The following is a 15,629-nucleotide window of genomic DNA, read 5'->3' on the forward strand; positions in this document are numbered from 1 at the left end:
TATCCGGAAACCCGCGAACGGTCGCTGCGCTGGGTCGCGGTACACACCGTGCACGAGCTACAGCATCACCTTCTCGACATTCGCCGCCAGGTGTGACCGGAGCGGGCGCGGCGCACGAAAGTTGCTGGGACACCGGGTTTCCCTGCGCTACAGTGCCGGCATGAACGTCGACGCGGCCGCCTTCTCCGCCCGATGGGCACAGCGCTGGAACGCCCACGACGTCGACGCCGTCCTCGACGACTTCCATGACGACGTGGTGTTCACCTCGCCCGTGGCCGCCAAGCTCCTGCCGGAAACACGGGGAGTGGTCCGCGGCAAGGCGGCGCTACGTCGGTACTGGATAGCCGCCCTCGAACGCATTCCGGATCTCCGGTTCACCGTCGAAGGCGTCTACCAAGGCGTCAACACGATCGTCATCACCTACCGCAACCAGAACGGCGATCTCGTCAACGAGGTCTTGGTCTTCGAAGACGACGTGATCGTCGAGGGCCATGGGACATATCGCAGCGCTGGCTCATAGCGCTTAATCGGTCTCCCAAAACACGAAAGTCACGACCCCTTGCGAGGTCGTGACTTTTCGTAGCACCGCTCAATGTGGGCGAAGGGGGACTTGAACCCCCACGTCCCGAAGGACACTGGCACCTGAAGCCAGCGCGTCTGCCATTCCGCCACTCGCCCGGGAAAAACAACCGATGGACCATACCACTGTAATGGCCCGATTCCCGAACCGCCGCAGCGGGCCTCGAAGCCTTCCGGCGCCCTGGGCCTGGCCGCGTGCACCCATCTGAGCTGCAGGGACGCAGTTCTCACAGTTTCGAGAGTCCCGCACCGTCGCGATGTCCCGCTAGCATGCGGGAGTGAACCAGCACGCAGGTGATTCGTTTGCCGCGCACCGGCAATACCTTCTGGCAAGTGCAGGCGAACGGTAGGACATGAGTAGCCAACGGGGGCTGGCCGCGCGGATCGAGCGCAAGCTCGAAGCGACGGTGGACAATGCCTTCGCCCGCGTGTTCGGCGGATCAATCGTCCCGCAAGAGGTAGAAGCCCTGTTATGCCGCGAGGCTCGCGACGGAGTTCAGAAGCTTCATGGAAATCGCCTTTTGGCCCTCAACGAATACATCATTACCCTCGGTATGCACGACTTCGGAAAGGTGAGCGCCGATCCGGATCTCACGTCGAGCTCATTCGCGAGGTACTTGGCTGACTACATCCACGAACAGGGGTGGCAAACGTATGGTGAGGTGGTCGTCCGGTTCGAGCAGTCGTCGAACCTGCGTACCGGCCAGTACCGCGCCCGTGGTGCTGTCAACCCCGATGTCCAGCCCCGCCCGACGGTCGAAGACGCCGTCCGGCCACAATCAAATAACGCGTTCGGCGATGAACGAGGAGTAGCACCAATGACTGACAACTCGAGCTACCGCGGGGATCAGGGGCCCGGCCGGCCCGGCGACGAGTACTACGACGACCGCTACCGGCGTCCCCAGGACGACGCGCGCGGTGGCCCGGACCCGCAGGGTGCGCCCGACCCGCGGGGGGGATATCCGCCTGAGCAGGGCGGCTACCCACCTCAGCAGGGATATCCGCCGCCGCGCCAACCCGAGCAGGGCGGCTACCCCGAGCAGGGCGGCTACCCGGAACAAGGCGGCTACCCGCCCCCGCAGGGATACCCAGACCAGGGCGGTTACCAGGGCCAGGGCGGTTACCCCGACCAGGGACAGGGCGGCTACCCGCCTCAGCAGGGTTACCAGGACCAGCGCGGCTACCCCGACCAGGGGCAGGGCGGCTACCCGCAGTCGTATGAGCAGCGCCCGCCCGCGCCCACCGGGTACGGCGGCGGCCAAGGTTACGACCAGGGTTATCGCCAGGGCGGCGGCTATGGCCCGCCGGTCGGTGGCCCGCAGGGCTACGGCGGCGGATACGGCGACTACGGTCGCGGGCCGGCGCGCCAGGATGAGGGCGGCTACGCGCCACCCGAACAACGTCCCGCCTACCCCGAGCAGGGCGCTGGGTATGACCAGGGTTACCAGCAGGGCGGCGGCTACGGCCGCCAGGACTACGGCTCCTCCGAATACACCCAGTACGGCGAGCACGCGCAGGGCGCGACGTACGGCGGCCAGGCCGGGGGATACCCCGAAGCCGCCAGCCCCGAGTACGACTACGGCCAGCAGCCCGACTACGGCCAGCAGGCGGAGTACGGCCAGCCCGCCGACTACGGTCAACAGGCCGGGTACGGCGGATACGGTCAGGGCGGCTACGGCGCCGCGGGCACCACGATCACCCTTCAGCTCGACGACGGCAGCGGCCGCACCTATCAGCTGCGCGAGGGCTCCAACATCGTGGGCCGCGGGCAAGACGCCCAGTTCCGGTTGCCCGATACCGGCGTGTCACGGCGTCACCTGGAGATCCGCTGGGATGGGCAGGTCGCGCTGCTGTCGGACCTGAACTCCACCAACGGCACCACCGTGAACAACGCGCCGGTCCAGGAGTGGCAGTTGGCCGACGGCGACGTCATCCGTTTGGGCCATTCGGAAATCATCGTCCGAATCCACTAAGTCGCTGGGCTCAACGCTGCCGTGCTTCGCCCCGTGTCGACCACCGTCCAAGTATCGTGACGTAGCCGATGTGCTCGGAGTCACGGGCGCCGGGGACACGACGCTAGGACGGAAAGGACGCCAGATGCAGGGATTGGTACTGCAGCTGACGCGCGCCGGATTTTTGATGTTGCTCTGGGTATTCATCTGGTCCGTGCTGCGAATCCTGCGGACCGATATCTATGCGCCGACCGGTGCCGTGATGGTGCGTCGGGGTTTGGCGCTGCGCAGCACCCTGCTGCCTTCGCGCCAGCGCCGGCACGCGGCCCGCTACCTGGTGGTGACCGAAGGCGCGCTGGCGGGTGGGCGCATCACCCTCAGCGGTCAACCGGTATTGATCGGACGAGCTGACGACTCCACCCTGGTGCTCACCGACGACTACGCCTCAACCCGGCACGCCCGGCTATCTCAGCGCGGCTCGGAGTGGTACGTCGAAGATCTAGGATCGACCAACGGTACTTACCTTGACAGGGCGAAAGTGACGACTGCGGTACGAGTCCCGATAGGAACGCCAATTCGAATCGGTAAAACGGCGATCGAGTTACGCCCGTGACCCGCGCCAATGACAATGGTCCCGGCTTGGCCGATTTTCCGGCCGGGATCGAGGAGTGGCGCCCGTGACCCTGGTCCTGCGATACGCCGCCCGGAGTGACCGCGGGCTGGTGCGCTCCAACAACGAAGATTCGGTCTATGCCGGCGCCCGGCTGCTGGCTTTGGCCGACGGCATGGGCGGTCATGCAGCCGGCGAGGTGGCGTCCCAGTTGGTGATCGCCGCGCTGGCGCACCTCGATGACGACGAGCCGGGCGGCGACCTGTTGGCCAAGCTCGACAACGCGGTGCGCTCCGGCAACGCCGCCATCGCCGCGCAGGTGGAGGCGGAGCCCGAACTCGAAGGGATGGGCACCACCCTTACCGCGATCCTGTTCGCGGGTGACCGAATTGGGTTGGTGCACATCGGCGATTCGCGCGGTTACCTGCTGCGCGACGGCGAACTGAGCCAGATCACCAAGGACGACACGTTCGTCCAGACGTTGGTCGACGAGGGCCGGATCACCCGGGAGGAGGCACACAGCCATCCGCAGCGATCGTTGATCATGCGGGCGCTCACCGGCCATGAGGTCGAGCCGACGCTGACCATGCGAGAAGCGCGCGCCGGCGATCGCTACCTGCTGTGCTCCGACGGGCTGTCGGATCCGGTGAGCGACGAGACCATCCTCGAGGCGTTGCAGATTCCCGACGTCGCCGAGGCCGCCTATCGCCTCATCGAGTTGGCGCTGCGCGGCGGCGGGCCGGACAACGTCACCGTCGTGGTCGCCGACGTTGTCGACTACGACTACGGGCAAACCCAGCCGATTCTGGCCGGCGCGGTGTCGGGCGACGAGGATCAGATGACGCTGCCCAACACCTCGGCCGGGCGCGCCTCGGCGATCAGGCCGCGCGAAGAGTCCGCCAAACGTGTTGCGCCGCAACCGGAAACGACGCATCGGCCGCGGTGGTCCCGACGACGGATGGCCGTCGTCGCCGCCTTGGCCGTACTGCTGGTCATCGCGGGTCTCACCGTCGGGTGGTGGGTCATCCAGCGCAACTATTACGTCGCCGAATACAACGGCAGGGTCTCCATCGTCCGCGGGATTCAGGGGACGCTGCTGGGCGTTCCGTTGCAACGGCCTTACCTGGTCGGCTGCCTCAACGCGCGAAACGAGCTGTCCCTGGTCAGCTATGGGCAATCCGGCGGCCACTCCACTTGCCAGCTGATGACCCTGCAGGATCTGCGCCGGCCCGGACAGGTCCAGGTCCAAACTGGGCTGCCGGGCGGCAGCTTGGACCAAGCGGAATCGCAGCTGCGCCAATTGCTGGCCGAATACCTGCTGCCGATCTGTCCGCCACCGCGCGCCACCTCGCCGCCGCCCGGATCCCCGTCCACCGGCGGCGGAACTCCCCAGCCCAGCGCCACCGCATCGCCATCACCACCCACCAGTTCCACCAGCGCCAGCCCCCCACCCAGCACGAGCGCCTCCAACGGCCCCGCGAATTCATCACCGGCAGGTCCGACGACCACGTCGCAAACGGTGACCGCGCTCCCCGGGCCCCCACCCCAACCGGGCATCGATTGCCGGACGGTGGCATGACAACACAGCTTCAGCCGCCGGTCGCGGTCACGCCTCCTCTTCCTACCCGGCGCAATGCCGAGTTGTTGCTGCTGGGCTTCGCTTCGCTGATCACCGTCGCCGCGCTGCTGATAGTGGAGGCCAATCAAACCCGCGATCTGCACTGGGACGCGATCAACTACGGGCTGGTGTTTCTCGTCGTGTTCGGGTCGGCGCACATGGCCATCCGGCGCTTCGCGCCCTATACCGATCCGCTGCTGTTGCCAATCGTGGCATTACTCAACGGACTTGGGCTGGTGATGATTCACCGGCTCGATCTGGTCACCAATCAACTCAGCGGCCGCCACCACCCCAGCGCGACCCAGCAGATGTTGTGGACCCTGGTCGGTGTGGTGACCTTTGCATTGGTGGTCACCTTCTTGAAAGACCATCGCCAGCTGGCGCGCTACGGCTACATCTGCGGGCTCGTCGGTCTGATCTTTTTGGTGATTCCCGCCCTGTTGCCGGCATCGCTGTCCGAACAAAACGGCGCCAAGATCTGGATTCGCTTGCCCGGCTTCTCAATTCAGCCCGCCGAGTTCTCCAAGATTCTGCTCCTGATCTTCTTCTCCGCGGTGCTGATCGCCAAACGCGGCCTGTTCACCAGCGTCGGCAAGCACTTCATGGGTCTGACGCTGCCCCGCCCCCGTGACCTCGCGCCCCTGCTGGCGGCCTGGGTGATCTCGGTCGGCGTGATGGCCTTCGAAAAGGACCTTGGCACTTCGCTATTGCTGTACACGTCATTTTTGGTGGTGGTCTACCTCGCCACCCAACGCTTCAGCTGGGTGGGAATCGGCCTGGTGCTGTTCGCCGCGGGAAGTGTTGTCGCGTACTACATTTTCAGCCACGTCCGGGTGCGGGTGCAGATGTGGTGGGACCCGTTCTCCGACCCCGACGGCAGTGGCTATCAGATTGTGCAGTCGCTCTTCAGCTTTGCCACCGGGGGGATTTTCGGGACCGGGCTCGGCAACGGTCAGCCCGACACCGTGCCCGCCGCGTCGACCGACTTCATCATCGCGGCGTTCGGCGAAGAACTGGGATTGGTGGGCCTGGCGAGCATCCTGATGCTCTACACCATCGTCATCGTGCGGGGCATGCGCACGGCGATCGCCACCCGGGATAGCTTCGGCAAGCTGCTGGCGGCGGGCCTGGCGTCGACGCTGGCCCTGCAGCTGTTCATCGTCGTCGGCGGGGTAACGCAACTCATTCCGTTGACCGGGTTGACGACGCCGTGGATGTCTTACGGCGGTTCGTCGTTGCTGGCGAACTATGTCCTGTTGGCCATCTTGGCGCGGATCTCGCACAGCGCCCGTCGTCCCTTGCGCACCGCCGCGCGCCACGAGCCGCCGATCGCGGCGGCCGGCACCGAGGTGATCGAGAAAGTATGAACGCCTCCCTGCGCCGGATCTCGGTGACCGTGATGGCGTTGATCGTGCTGCTGTTGATCAACGCCACGATGACGCAGGTCTTCGCCGCCGACTCGCTGCGCGCCGACCCGCGCAATCAGCGCGTCCTGCTCGACGAGTATTCGCGCCAGCGCGGCCAGATCGTGGCGGGCGGACAGCTGTTGGCCTACTCTGTCGCCACCGACAACCGCTTCCGCTTCCTGCGCGTCTACCCCAACCCCGCGACGTACGCGCCGGTCACCGGGTTCTACTCGTTGCGCTATTCCAGCACCGGACTGGAACGGGCCGAGGACCCGCTGTTGAACGGCTCCGACGAGCGGCTGTTCGGGCGCCGGCTGGCCGACTTCTTCACCGGCCGCGACCCGCGCGGGGCCAACGTCGACACCACGATCAAGCCGCGAGTCCAGCAGGCCGCCTGGGACGGGATGCAGCAGGGCTGCGGCGGTCCGCCGTGCAAGGGCGCCGTCGTCGCCCTCGAACCGTCCACCGGAAAGATCCTGGCGATGGTGTCGTCGCCGTCCTACGACCCCAACCTGTTGTCGTCGCACGATCCCGACGTGCAGGCCAAGGCCTGGCAGCGGCTGCGCGACGATCCCAACAACCCGATGACCAACCGTGCCATCTCGGAGACCTACCCACCCGGCTCCACCTTCAAGGTCATCACCACCGCGGCCGCGCTGCAGGCGGGCGCCTCCGACACCGAGCAGCTGACCGCCGCGCCCTCCATTCCGCTGCCCAACAGCACCGCAACCTTGGAGAACTACGGTGGACAGGCGTGTGGCAACGAGCCGACCGTGTCCCTGCAGCAGGCCTTCGCCCTGTCCTGCAACACCGCGTTCGTCCAACTCGGCCTCCTGACCGGATCCGACGCGCTGCGCAGCATGGCGCGCTCATTCGGCCTGGACAGCACCCCGAGCGTCATCCCGCTTCAGGTCGCCGAGTCGACCATCGGGATCATCCCGGACGCCGCGGCCCTGGGCATGACGAGCATCGGCCAGAAGGATGTCGCGATGACGCCCCTGCAGAACGCCGAGATCGCCGCGACCATCGCGAACGGCGGGGTGACGATGCAGCCCTACCTGATCGACAGCCTCAAGGGACCGGACCTGACCACGATCAGCACCACGGCACCTTATGAGCAGCGGCGCTCGGTGTCGCCGCAGGTCGCCGCTAAGCTAACAGAGCTGATGGTCGGCGCCGAGAAGGTCGCACAGCAGAAAGGGGCCATTCCCGGCGTGCAGATCGCATCCAAGACGGGTACCGCAGAGCATGGGACCGATCCGCGGCACACACCGCCGCACGCCTGGTACATCGCTTTCGCGCCCGCACAGACCCCGAAGGTCGCCGTGGCGGTCTTGGTGGAGAATGGCGCCGACCGCCTGTCCGCGACGGGGGGTGCACTCGCCGCGCCGATCGGACGGGCTGTGATCCAGGCCGCGCTACAGGGAGGACCATGAGCCCGCGAGTTGGTGTGACGCTGTCTGGCAGATACCGCCTGCAGCGCCTGATCGCCACCGGCGGCATGGGTCAGGTCTGGGAGGCGGTAGACAGCCGCCTGGGCCGGCGCGTCGCGGTCAAGGTGCTCAAGCAGGAGTTCTCCCAGGACCCCGAGTTCATCGAGCGCTTCCGCGCTGAGGCGCGGACCACGGCGATGCTCAACCACCCCGGGATCGCGGCGGTCCACGACTACGGTGAGAGCCAGCTGGACGGGGAGGGCCGCACCGCCTACCTGGTGATGGAACTGGTCAACGGCGAGCCGCTGAACTCGGTGCTCAAACGCACCGGCCGGCTGTCGCTGCGGCACGCCCTGGACATGCTCGAGCAGACCGGTCGCGCGCTGCAGGTCGCGCACGCCGCCGGTTTGGTCCACCGCGACGTGAAGCCGGGCAACATCTTGATCACCCCGACCGGCCAGGTGAAGATCACCGACTTCGGCATCGCCAAGGCCGTCGACGCCGCGCCGGTGACCCAGACCGGCATGGTGATGGGCACCGCCCAATACATCGCGCCCGAACAGGCCCTTGGACACGACGCCACCCCGTCCAGCGACGTGTACTCGCTGGGAGTTGTTGGCTACGAAGTTGTTTCGGGCAAGCGGCCGTTCACCGGTGACGGCGCATTGACGGTGGCGATGAAACACATCAAGGAACCTCCGCCGCCGCTGCCCGCGGAGCTACCGCCCAATGTGCGCGAACTCATCGAGATCACGCTCGTCAAGAACCCGGCGATGCGTTACCGCAGCGGGGGACCGTTCGCCGACGCCGTGGCCGCGGTGCGCGCCGGTCGCCGACCTCCCCGCCCCAGCCAGTCGCCGCCTCCGGGTCGGGCGTCGCCGGCGGCGATACCGTCCAGCCCGACGACCCGGGCGGCCGCGGTGTCGCCCCGCACGGCCGCGCCCCGCCGATCCCGTCCGACCACCGGCGGGCACCGCCCGCCCCCGGCCCGGCGCACCTTCTCGTCGGGGCAGCGCGCGCTGCTGTGGGCCGCCGGGGTCCTCGGCGCGCTCGCGATCATCATCGCGGTGCTCATCGTCATCAATTCCCGCGGGGATCAGCAGCAACAGCCCCCGTCGGTCACCGACACCGGCACACCGCCGGCGTCGGCGCCGCCGCCGTCCAACACCCCGAGCGGATCCGCGGCGCACCCGGGCATGCGGCTCGATTGGCCGGACGACGGCACGATAGGAATGTCGGGATTCCGTAGCGGACCGCCGCGACACGGGGCATCGCCGTGACCACCCCGCAGCACCTGTCCGACCGTTATGAGCTGGGCGAGATCCTCGGCTTCGGGGGGATGTCCGAGGTTCACCTGGCCCGCGACCTCCGCTTGCATCGCGATGTCGCGGTCAAGGTGCTGCGCGCGGATCTGGCCCGCGACCCCAGTTTCTACCTACGCTTCCGGCGCGAGGCGCAAAACGCCGCCGCGCTGAATCACCCGTCCATCGTCGCGGTCTACGACACGGGCGAAGCGGAGACGCCCACCGGGCCGCTGCCCTACATCGTCATGGAATACGTCGACGGCGTCACCCTGCGCGACATCGTGCACACCGACGGGCCGCTGCCGCCGCGGCGGGCGATCGAGATCATCGCCGACGCGTGCCAGGCGCTGAACTTCAGTCATCAGAACGGCATCATCCACCGCGACGTCAAGCCGGCCAACATCATGATCAGCACCACCAACGCGGTCAAGGTGATGGATTTCGGTATCGCCCGCGCGATCGCCGACAGCGGCAACAGCGTCACCCAGACGGCCGCGGTGATCGGAACCGCGCAGTACCTCTCGCCCGAGCAGGCCCGCGGCGACGCCGTCGACGCCCGTTCCGATGTGTACTCGCTGGGCTGCGTACTTTACGAAATCCTCACGGGCGAACCACCTTTCGTCGGAGACTCGCCGGTCGCGGTTGCCTACCAACATGTTCGCGAGGACCCGGTCCCGCCGTCGCAACGCCACGAAGGCATCTCGCCCGACCTCGACGCCGTCGTGCTCAAGGCGCTGGCCAAGAATCCGGAAAACCGCTATCAGACCGCGGCGGAGATGCGCGCCGATCTGGTGCGGGTGCACAACGGCGAGAAGCCCGAAGCGCCCAAGGTTTTCACCGACGCCGACCGGTCCTCGTTGCTGTCGTCGAGCCCCGGCAGCGCGGGCCCGCCCCGGACCGATCCGCTGCCTCGCCAGGTTCTCGCCGACGCCGGTGAGGACCGCACCGTCGGTTCGGTCGGTCGCTGGATCGTCGCGGTGGCCGCGCTGGCCGTCCTGACGATCGTGGTGGTGATCGCGTTCAACACCTTCGGCGGCGGTGCCCGTGACGTTCAGGTGCCCGACGTGCGCGGGCAAGTGTCCGCCGATGCCATCGCGGCGCTGCAAAACCGCGGCTTCAAAACGCGCACGCTGCAAAAGCCGGATTCGATCATTCCGCCCGACCACGTCATCGGCACCGACCCCGGCGCCAACGCCTCGATCAGCGCCGGGGACGAGATCACCGTCAACGTCTCCACCGGTCCGGAGCAACGCGAGGTGCCCGACGTTTCCTCGTTGAGTTACTCCGACGCGGTCAGCAAGCTCAAAGCCGCGGGATTCACCAAGTTCAAGCAGGCCAATTCGCCGTCGACGCCGGAGCTGCTGGGCAAGGTGATCGGGACCAACCCCCCGGCCAACCAGACGTCGGCGATCACCAACGTCATCACCGTCATCGTCGGCTCCGGGCCGGAGACCAAGCAGGTTCCCGACATCGCGGGCCAGACCGTGGACATCGCGCAGCGGAACCTCACCGTCTACGGCTTCAGCAAGGTGACCCAGGTGCAGGTGGACAGCCCCCGGCCGGCAGGTGAGGTGATCGGGACCAATCCGCCCAAGGGACAGATGATTCCGGTGGACTCGGTCATCGAGCTGCAGGTGTCCAAGGGCAATCAGTTCGTCATGCCGGATCTGTCCGGCATGTTCTGGACGGACGCCGAGCCGCGGCTACGGGCGCTGGGCTGGACGGGCATCCTGGACAAGGGCGCCGACGTCGACGCCGGCGGCTCCCAGTCCCACCGCGTCGTGTATCAGAACCCGCCGGCCGGCGCCGGGGTGAACCGGGACGGGATCATCACGCTGAAGTTCGGTCAGTAGCCGCCGGGTCGGCCGGGAAATACGGCCGCACCGCCGCGTGCACGTCGTTCTCGAGTCGGCGTATCAGCGTGTCATCGCGCACCAACCCGCATACGGCCAGCCAGTTCGCCAGCATGCGATGGCCGCCCTCGGTCAGGATCGACTCCGGATGGAACTGCACCCCGTGAATGGGCAATGCGGCGTGGCGAACCCCCATGATCACGCCGCTGTCGGTGCGGGCGGTGACCTCGAGCACCGGCGGCAGCGACTCGGGCAGGATGGTCAGCGAGTGGTAGCGGGTCGCCGTGAAGGGATCCGGAAGTCCTTGCAACACACCGACATTGGTGTGGTGGACGCGGCTGGTCTTGCCGTGCAGCAGTTCGGGGGCGCGGTCGACGGTGGCGCCGAATGCGACGCCGATGGCTTGGTGCCCCAGGCAGACCCCGAGCAGAGGAGTCTTCTCGGCGGCACACGCGCGAACCATCCCGATGGAAGCGCCCGCGCGCTCCGGGGTGCCCGGCCCCGGACTGAGCAGCACGCCGTCGAACTGCCGGGCGGCCGCGGTCTCGTCGGAGAGCCGGGCGTCGTCATTGCGCCAGACGTCCGCGTCCACACCTAGCTGCCCGAGGTACTGCACCAGGTTGAACACGAAGCTGTCGTAGTTGTCGACAACCAGGATCCGCATCGTGCCAGGTTACCGCCCGGTGGTACGCGCTCTGCTGGTCAGTGGGCCTCAATAGCCGATGGGGCCGTTGGGCTGCGCGAAATGCAGCCGGTCGGGCTCGGAGTGACCGACGACCTGCACGTCGGACTTGACGTCTTCGCGGTAGCCGAGCCCGAACCGGACCACGTACTGCTTGTAGAGCGTCACCAGGGGAGCGGCGGCGAGCGCGGCTTGCATCTCTGCGGAGTTACCGATCGCGGTGATCGTGTACGGCGGGCTGTAGGTGCGCCCGTTGAGCAGAAGGGTATTGCCCACGCAGCGGGGCACCGAGGTGGCGATGAGCCGTTGGTCCTGCATCTGAATGGCCTCGGCGCCCGCGCTCCACAACGCGTTGAGCACGGCCTGGATGTCTTGCTGGTGCACCACCAGGTCGTCGGGCGACGCGTCGCGCGGGAACCGGCCGTTGGCGTCGCGCTGCGCGTCCTCGAGGGTGACCACCAGGCCCGGGCCGTGCACGGGGCTCATATCCGCCTGCCCGGCGAGCTCCGCGGAGCGCCGCAACATCGCGGCCAGCGCGGCGTCCGACGAGCGCCCGTGCGCCGCGTCGATTTTCTTCGCCAATTCCTCACGTTCGGCGTTGAGCCGGTTCACCGACGACTGGGTGTCGCGGACCAGGTCCACCAGCCGCGGGGCGTCGCTGCGGCGGATCTCGGCGCCGCCGGAAACCCCGTGCGTGGCGGCGAGCAGCAATCCGGCCAGCACGCACACCACCGGGACGCCGAAGCGCCATGGCGACTGGCGCGTCTGGATCATCGAGTCTCCCTTTCCTGGTCACCGTCCCAGGTGCGTTAGTCTCGTAGCCAAGCTATGGGTGCAGCTGCCGTGTCCATCGTTGCACCCCGTCCCGCTCACCGTGTTGTTGAGGTAATCCGCGAGGTAATCATGCCCAAGTCCAAGGTCCGTAAGAAGAACGACTTCACCGTCAGCGCGGTCAGCCGCACCCCGGTGAAGGTCAAGGTCGGACCGTCGAGCGTGTGGTTCGTCGCGCTGTTCATCGGCCTCATGCTGATCGGTCTCGTCTGGCTGATGGTGTTCCAGTTGGCCGCGGTCGGAACCCAGGCACCGACGGCCCTCAATTGGATGGCGCAACTGGGTCCCTGGAACTACGCCATCGCGTTCGCTTTCATGATCACCGGTTTGTTGCTCACGATGCGCTGGCACTGAGCGGCACGGCCGACGTAATGAATTCATTTTTGGGCTGATTTGTCACTGCGCCAGCAACTTTCTGACCACCCAATCACACGCGTGTGATTTATCCCCACTGTTGATAGAGATTGTGGATAACTGCATCGGCAGTGGTGGGAGGGGCTAAGGACCGCATGCAGCAAACACAATGGGAGCCGCACCCGGCCGGAATCGCAGGTTGTGGAGCCGTAGGCGTTCTGATGGCTATCGCCGCTGTGACCCTGATCACAGACCTGCCGGGGCGCGTTCTGGCGGGCGTTGCCGCAGTGGGTCTGATCTTGTTTGCGGGAATGTCTTGGCGCGCGCGCCCCAAGCTGGCAATCACGCCCGACGGCCTGGCGCTGCGCGGCTGGTTCCGGACGCAGCTATTGCAGCAATCCGACATCAAGATCATCCGCATCATCGAGTTCCGCCGCTACGGACGCAGGGTGCGGTTACTGGAGGTCGAAGCGGCCGACGGCGACCTCGTCCTGTTCTCCCGCTGGGACCTCGGGACCGACCCGCTGGACGTGCTCGACGCGCTCACCGCGGCCGGCTACGCGGGCCGTTCGCAGCCCTGAACCGGCCCCGGGCGGGCGGGGCCGGTTACGAGATGGTGATCGACTCGATGACGACCGGCTCGGAGGGACGGTCGTTGCCGTCGGTGCTTGTCGTCGAGATCGCCTCGACGACCTGCTGCGAGTCCGGGTCGGTCACTTCGCCGAAGATCGTGTGGCGCCGGTTCAGGTGCGGCGTCTTGTCGACCGTGATGAAGAACTGCGAGCCGTTGGTGCCCGGGCCCGCGTTCGCCATCGCCAGCAGGTAGGGCTTGTCGAATTGCAGTTCGGGGTGGAACTCGTCGGCGAACTTGTACCCCGGGCCACCGCGGCCGGTCCCGGTCGGGTCGCCGCCCTGGATCATGAAGCCCCGGATCACCCGGTGAAAGACCGCGCCATCGTAGAACGGGCCGGAGGAGCCTCCCGATGCGTTCTGGGTCGAGTACTCCTTGGTCCCCTGCGCCAGGCCGACGAAGTTGGCGACGGTCTTGGGCGCGTGGTTTCCGAACAACGCGACCTTGATGTCGCCGCGGTTGGTGTGGAGCGTGGCGGTAGCAGTCTGAAAGGGGCTGTTAGTCACGGCATCAGAGTCTGCCACTACGCGTCAGCGCGCCCGCACGCGGTGCCACCCAATCCGAACCGCTGACGAAAACGCCGCGAACACACATCGCGGCCCCCGACGTCCCTATGCTGGCAGTCTGTTCAGATATCGGGCCGGCCGTCGGGCCGGGTCACGACAGGCGTCACCAGCGGAACAGAAGGGCGGCAGATGAGCGCGAAGACGGAATCCCGGCTCACCCCGCGGGAGCGACTGGCCCGCGGCCTGAGCTATTCGGCGAGGGGACCGGTGGACGTCACCCGCGGAGTCGTGGGCCTCAGCGTCGAGTCCGCGCGGTCGACCGCCTCGGAGCTGCGTCGCCGGTATCAGGAGGGGCGCCTGGCCGCCGACATCGCGGCCGCCCAGGAGGCACTCGCCCAGGAGTTGGCCGCCGCGCAGGAAGTGGTCGCCGGCCTGCCGCAGGCGCTGCAGGATGCGCGGCGCGCGCAGCGTCGCGGCAAGCGCCCGTTGATCATTGCGGGCATTGCCGTCGCGGCCCTCGCGGGCGGCGCCGCGGCGTTCAGCATCGCCCGGCGCTCGGTGCGGGCGAAGCCTCAGGAACCGCAGTCGCGGCCGCCGAGCGTGGATGTGCAACCGCGGCCCTAGGGTCACCGCACGGCCAGCTGCAGCCGTTCGCGGCGCCGAACCAGAATGCTCGGCAGCCATTCTCCGACCTCGGCCGCGCTGATCCAGCTGGTGCGCTCGAGCAGCATCCGCAACACGATGTGGGCTTCCAAGCGTGCCAGTGCGGCCCCCACGCAGAAGTGCACGCCCTTGCCGAAGCTGACGTGACTTTTGCCGGCGACGCGGTCGAGGCGAAATTCGTTCGGGGCCTCGAAGTGCGCCGGGTCGCGGTTGGCCGCTCCCCACATCAACAGCAGATGTGAGTCGGCCGGCACCGCGACCCCACCGAGCGTGGTGTCGCGCCACACGTGCCGGTAATGACCCCGAAACGGCGCCTCGAAGCGCAAGGTCTCTTCGATGAAAGCGCTCAGCAATTCCGGCTTCTCGCGGAGCTGCTGTTGGATCGCGGGGCGATCGGCGAGGATCCACGCCGCGCTTCCCAGCAGAGACGCCGTCGACTCGCCCGCCGCGCTGAAGAGGGTCAGCATGATTCCCAGCGCCGGCAGTTGCTCTAGTTCACCCGAGGCGTAGCGCACGGCCAGGTCGGCGATCAGGCCGGATTCTGGCTTGCCGCTTGCCTTTTCGAAACGCTCCAACACATAGCCGGATAGCTCCATCGCGGCGAGCCCAGCCTGCTCGAGTTGTTCGGACGTGACGATTCCATCGAGCAATGTCGTGGTGGCGTAGCCGAGCCGAATGAGGTTGTCGACGTCGTCATCGGGCAGACCCAGGAGCTTGCAAACCACCATCATCGGCAGCCGATTCGCGACGCTGCTCATCCATTCGATCTGACCGTCGCGCAGGTTCTGTTCCCAGAGGCGGTCGGCGGTCCGGACCGCGAATTCCTCGATGATCCGGACGCGCTTGGCCGACAAATGGGGTAGCAGGATCTTCCGGTGCATGGCATGTACCGGATCGTCCGCGGTGGCCAACACCTGGGTCGGGCCACCCGGTGGCCCCATGTCGAACGGGGCGACGGAGCCGTCGTCGTGGAAGACCATGGTCGCCGTGAGGTTCGACGAAAAATCTTCGACCCGCTCGACGGCCTCTTGCACTGCGTCCCAACCGCACACGGCGTAGAAGACGGAATCGCCGATGCGGTGCACCGGCGCCTCGGCCCGCATCCGGTCATACAGCGGGTAGGGATCCTGTATCGCCGCGCTACCGAAGAACCGGGTCGCGCTGTCCAAGGCCGTCACGCGTCTCAGGCTCCGGTGCGCCTCGCCGC

Annotated in this window: 15 protein-coding genes, 1 tRNA gene and 1 pseudogene; 12 read left to right on the top strand and 5 right to left on the bottom strand. The window is 67.2% G+C overall.

From position 1 onward, the window contains the following. Both JF781_RS22560 and JF781_RS22565 read left to right on the top strand, forming a co-directional pair. A pseudogene (locus tag JF781_RS22560) lies at nucleotides 1-96 on the top strand (DinB family protein); the annotation flags it as partial. Between the two features lie 64 nt (nucleotides 97-160). Continuing rightward, the gene (locus tag JF781_RS22565; protein ID WP_225330556.1) at nucleotides 161-520 is read left to right on the top strand and encodes a nuclear transport factor 2 family protein; all 360 of its coding nucleotides are present in this window, start codon (nucleotides 161-163) and stop codon (nucleotides 518-520) included. A 75-nt stretch (nucleotides 521-595) separates the two neighbouring features. On the opposite strand, the gene JF781_RS22570 is transcribed toward JF781_RS22565, so the two are convergent. Then, nucleotides 596-678 (bottom strand) — tRNA-Leu (locus tag JF781_RS22570). Between the two features lie 254 nt (nucleotides 679-932). On the opposite strand from JF781_RS22570, the gene JF781_RS22575 reads away from it, so the two are divergent. The 7 genes from JF781_RS22575 to pknB all read left to right on the top strand — a co-directional run bounded on the left by JF781_RS22575 (nucleotide 933) and on the right by pknB (nucleotide 10,755). Then, complete coding sequence (locus JF781_RS22575; RefSeq protein ID WP_225330557.1) at nucleotides 933-2,552, top strand: DUF3662 and FHA domain-containing protein; 1,620 nt, start codon at nucleotides 933-935, stop codon at nucleotides 2,550-2,552. A gap of 124 nt (nucleotides 2,553-2,676) precedes the next feature. Further along, entirely contained in the window at nucleotides 2,677-3,144 is a 468-nt protein-coding gene (locus tag JF781_RS22580; protein ID WP_007771646.1) for an FHA domain-containing protein, read from the top strand. Between the two features lie 64 nt (nucleotides 3,145-3,208). Beyond that, complete coding sequence (locus tag JF781_RS22585) at nucleotides 3,209-4,720, top strand: PP2C family serine/threonine-protein phosphatase (RefSeq protein WP_225330558.1); 1,512 nt, start codon at nucleotides 3,209-3,211, stop codon at nucleotides 4,718-4,720. Then, on the top strand, nucleotides 4,717-6,126 hold the full coding sequence (locus tag JF781_RS22590) for an FtsW/RodA/SpoVE family cell cycle protein (protein ID WP_225330559.1): 1,410 nt from the start codon (nucleotides 4,717-4,719) through the stop codon (nucleotides 6,124-6,126). Before JF781_RS22585 ends, JF781_RS22590 begins: the two co-directional genes overlap by 4 nt. Then, nucleotides 6,123-7,601 (top strand): D,D-transpeptidase PbpA, encoded by a 1,479-nt coding sequence (gene pbpA / locus JF781_RS22595; RefSeq protein ID WP_225330560.1) that lies wholly within the window; start codon nucleotides 6,123-6,125, stop codon nucleotides 7,599-7,601. Before JF781_RS22590 ends, pbpA begins: the two co-directional genes overlap by 4 nt. Then, nucleotides 7,598-8,878 (top strand): serine/threonine-protein kinase, encoded by a 1,281-nt coding sequence (locus JF781_RS22600; protein WP_225341307.1) that lies wholly within the window; start codon nucleotides 7,598-7,600, stop codon nucleotides 8,876-8,878. Before pbpA ends, JF781_RS22600 begins: the two co-directional genes overlap by 4 nt. Beyond that, complete coding sequence (pknB, locus tag JF781_RS22605; RefSeq protein ID WP_225329892.1) at nucleotides 8,875-10,755, top strand: Stk1 family PASTA domain-containing Ser/Thr kinase; 1,881 nt, start codon at nucleotides 8,875-8,877, stop codon at nucleotides 10,753-10,755. The genes JF781_RS22600 and pknB overlap by 4 nt, the downstream gene beginning before the upstream one ends. On the opposite strand, the gene JF781_RS22610 is transcribed toward pknB, so the two are convergent. Together JF781_RS22610 and JF781_RS22615 are read right to left on the bottom strand one after the other, a co-directional pair. Continuing rightward, nucleotides 10,733-11,419 carry an aminodeoxychorismate/anthranilate synthase component II gene (locus JF781_RS22610; protein WP_225329891.1) on the bottom strand — a complete coding sequence of 229 codons (687 nt, stop codon included), beginning with the start codon at nucleotides 11,417-11,419 and terminating at the stop codon, nucleotides 10,733-10,735. The two genes, pknB and JF781_RS22610, sit on opposite strands and share 23 nt — an antisense overlap. Before the next feature lie 48 nt (nucleotides 11,420-11,467). After that, nucleotides 11,468-12,211 (bottom strand): DUF881 domain-containing protein, encoded by a 744-nt coding sequence (locus tag JF781_RS22615; RefSeq protein ID WP_225329890.1) that lies wholly within the window; start codon nucleotides 12,209-12,211, stop codon nucleotides 11,468-11,470. A 129-nt stretch (nucleotides 12,212-12,340) separates the two neighbouring features. Here JF781_RS22615 and crgA point away from each other — a divergent pair, with 129 nt between their 5' ends. Together crgA and JF781_RS22625 are read left to right on the top strand one after the other, a co-directional pair. After that, a complete protein-coding gene (gene crgA / locus JF781_RS22620) occupies nucleotides 12,341-12,622 on the top strand; it encodes a cell division protein CrgA (RefSeq protein ID WP_225329889.1) in 282 nt (93 codons plus the stop codon). Between the two features lie 155 nt (nucleotides 12,623-12,777). Next, nucleotides 12,778-13,203, top strand: coding sequence for a PH domain-containing protein (locus JF781_RS22625; RefSeq protein ID WP_225329888.1), 426 nt, complete (start codon nucleotides 12,778-12,780; stop codon nucleotides 13,201-13,203). Between the two features lie 25 nt (nucleotides 13,204-13,228). Here JF781_RS22625 and JF781_RS22630 read toward each other — a convergent pair whose 3' ends face one another. Next, nucleotides 13,229-13,777 carry a peptidylprolyl isomerase gene (locus JF781_RS22630; protein WP_225329887.1) on the bottom strand — a complete coding sequence of 183 codons (549 nt, stop codon included), beginning with the start codon at nucleotides 13,775-13,777 and terminating at the stop codon, nucleotides 13,229-13,231. A gap of 171 nt (nucleotides 13,778-13,948) precedes the next feature. Between JF781_RS22630 and cwsA the strand changes: the two genes are divergently transcribed. Further along, a complete protein-coding gene (cwsA, locus tag JF781_RS22635; RefSeq protein WP_225329886.1) occupies nucleotides 13,949-14,383 on the top strand; it encodes a cell wall synthesis protein CwsA in 435 nt (144 codons plus the stop codon). 2 nt (nucleotides 14,384-14,385) lie between these two features. On the opposite strand, the gene JF781_RS22640 is transcribed toward cwsA, so the two are convergent. Then, nucleotides 14,386-15,600 carry a cytochrome P450 gene (locus tag JF781_RS22640; RefSeq protein WP_225329885.1) on the bottom strand — a complete coding sequence of 405 codons (1,215 nt, stop codon included), beginning with the start codon at nucleotides 15,598-15,600 and terminating at the stop codon, nucleotides 14,386-14,388. Nucleotides 15,601-15,629 lie beyond the last annotated feature (29 nt).

The sequence above is a fragment of the Mycobacterium sp. WUMAC-067 genome (assembly GCF_020217485.1).
Classification (GTDB): Bacteria; Actinomycetota; Actinomycetes; order Mycobacteriales; family Mycobacteriaceae; genus Mycobacterium.

What these genes read in the sequence shown, in the direction of transcription:
- crgA (WP_225329889.1), top strand. Translation starts at nt 12,341, where the DNA reads ATGCCCAAGTCCAAGGTCCGTAAGAAGAACGACTTCACCGTCAGCGCG.
- JF781_RS22565 (WP_225330556.1), top strand. Translation starts at nt 161, where the DNA reads ATGAACGTCGACGCGGCCGCCTTCTCCGCCCGATGGGCACAGCGCTGG.
- JF781_RS22625 (WP_225329888.1), top strand. Translation starts at nt 12,778, where the DNA reads ATGCAGCAAACACAATGGGAGCCGCACCCGGCCGGAATCGCAGGTTGT.
- cwsA (WP_225329886.1), top strand. Translation starts at nt 13,949, where the DNA reads ATGAGCGCGAAGACGGAATCCCGGCTCACCCCGCGGGAGCGACTGGCC.
- pbpA (WP_225330560.1), top strand. Translation starts at nt 6,123, where the DNA reads ATGAACGCCTCCCTGCGCCGGATCTCGGTGACCGTGATGGCGTTGATC.
- JF781_RS22590 (WP_225330559.1), top strand. Translation starts at nt 4,717, where the DNA reads ATGACAACACAGCTTCAGCCGCCGGTCGCGGTCACGCCTCCTCTTCCT.
- JF781_RS22575 (WP_225330557.1), top strand. Translation starts at nt 933, where the DNA reads ATGAGTAGCCAACGGGGGCTGGCCGCGCGGATCGAGCGCAAGCTCGAA.
- JF781_RS22580 (WP_007771646.1), top strand. Translation starts at nt 2,677, where the DNA reads ATGCAGGGATTGGTACTGCAGCTGACGCGCGCCGGATTTTTGATGTTG.
- JF781_RS22615 (WP_225329890.1), bottom strand. Translation starts at nt 12,211, where the DNA reads ATGATCCAGACGCGCCAGTCGCCATGGCGCTTCGGCGTCCCGGTGGTG.
- JF781_RS22600 (WP_225341307.1), top strand. Translation starts at nt 7,598, where the DNA reads ATGAGCCCGCGAGTTGGTGTGACGCTGTCTGGCAGATACCGCCTGCAG.
- JF781_RS22610 (WP_225329891.1), bottom strand. Translation starts at nt 11,419, where the DNA reads ATGCGGATCCTGGTTGTCGACAACTACGACAGCTTCGTGTTCAACCTG.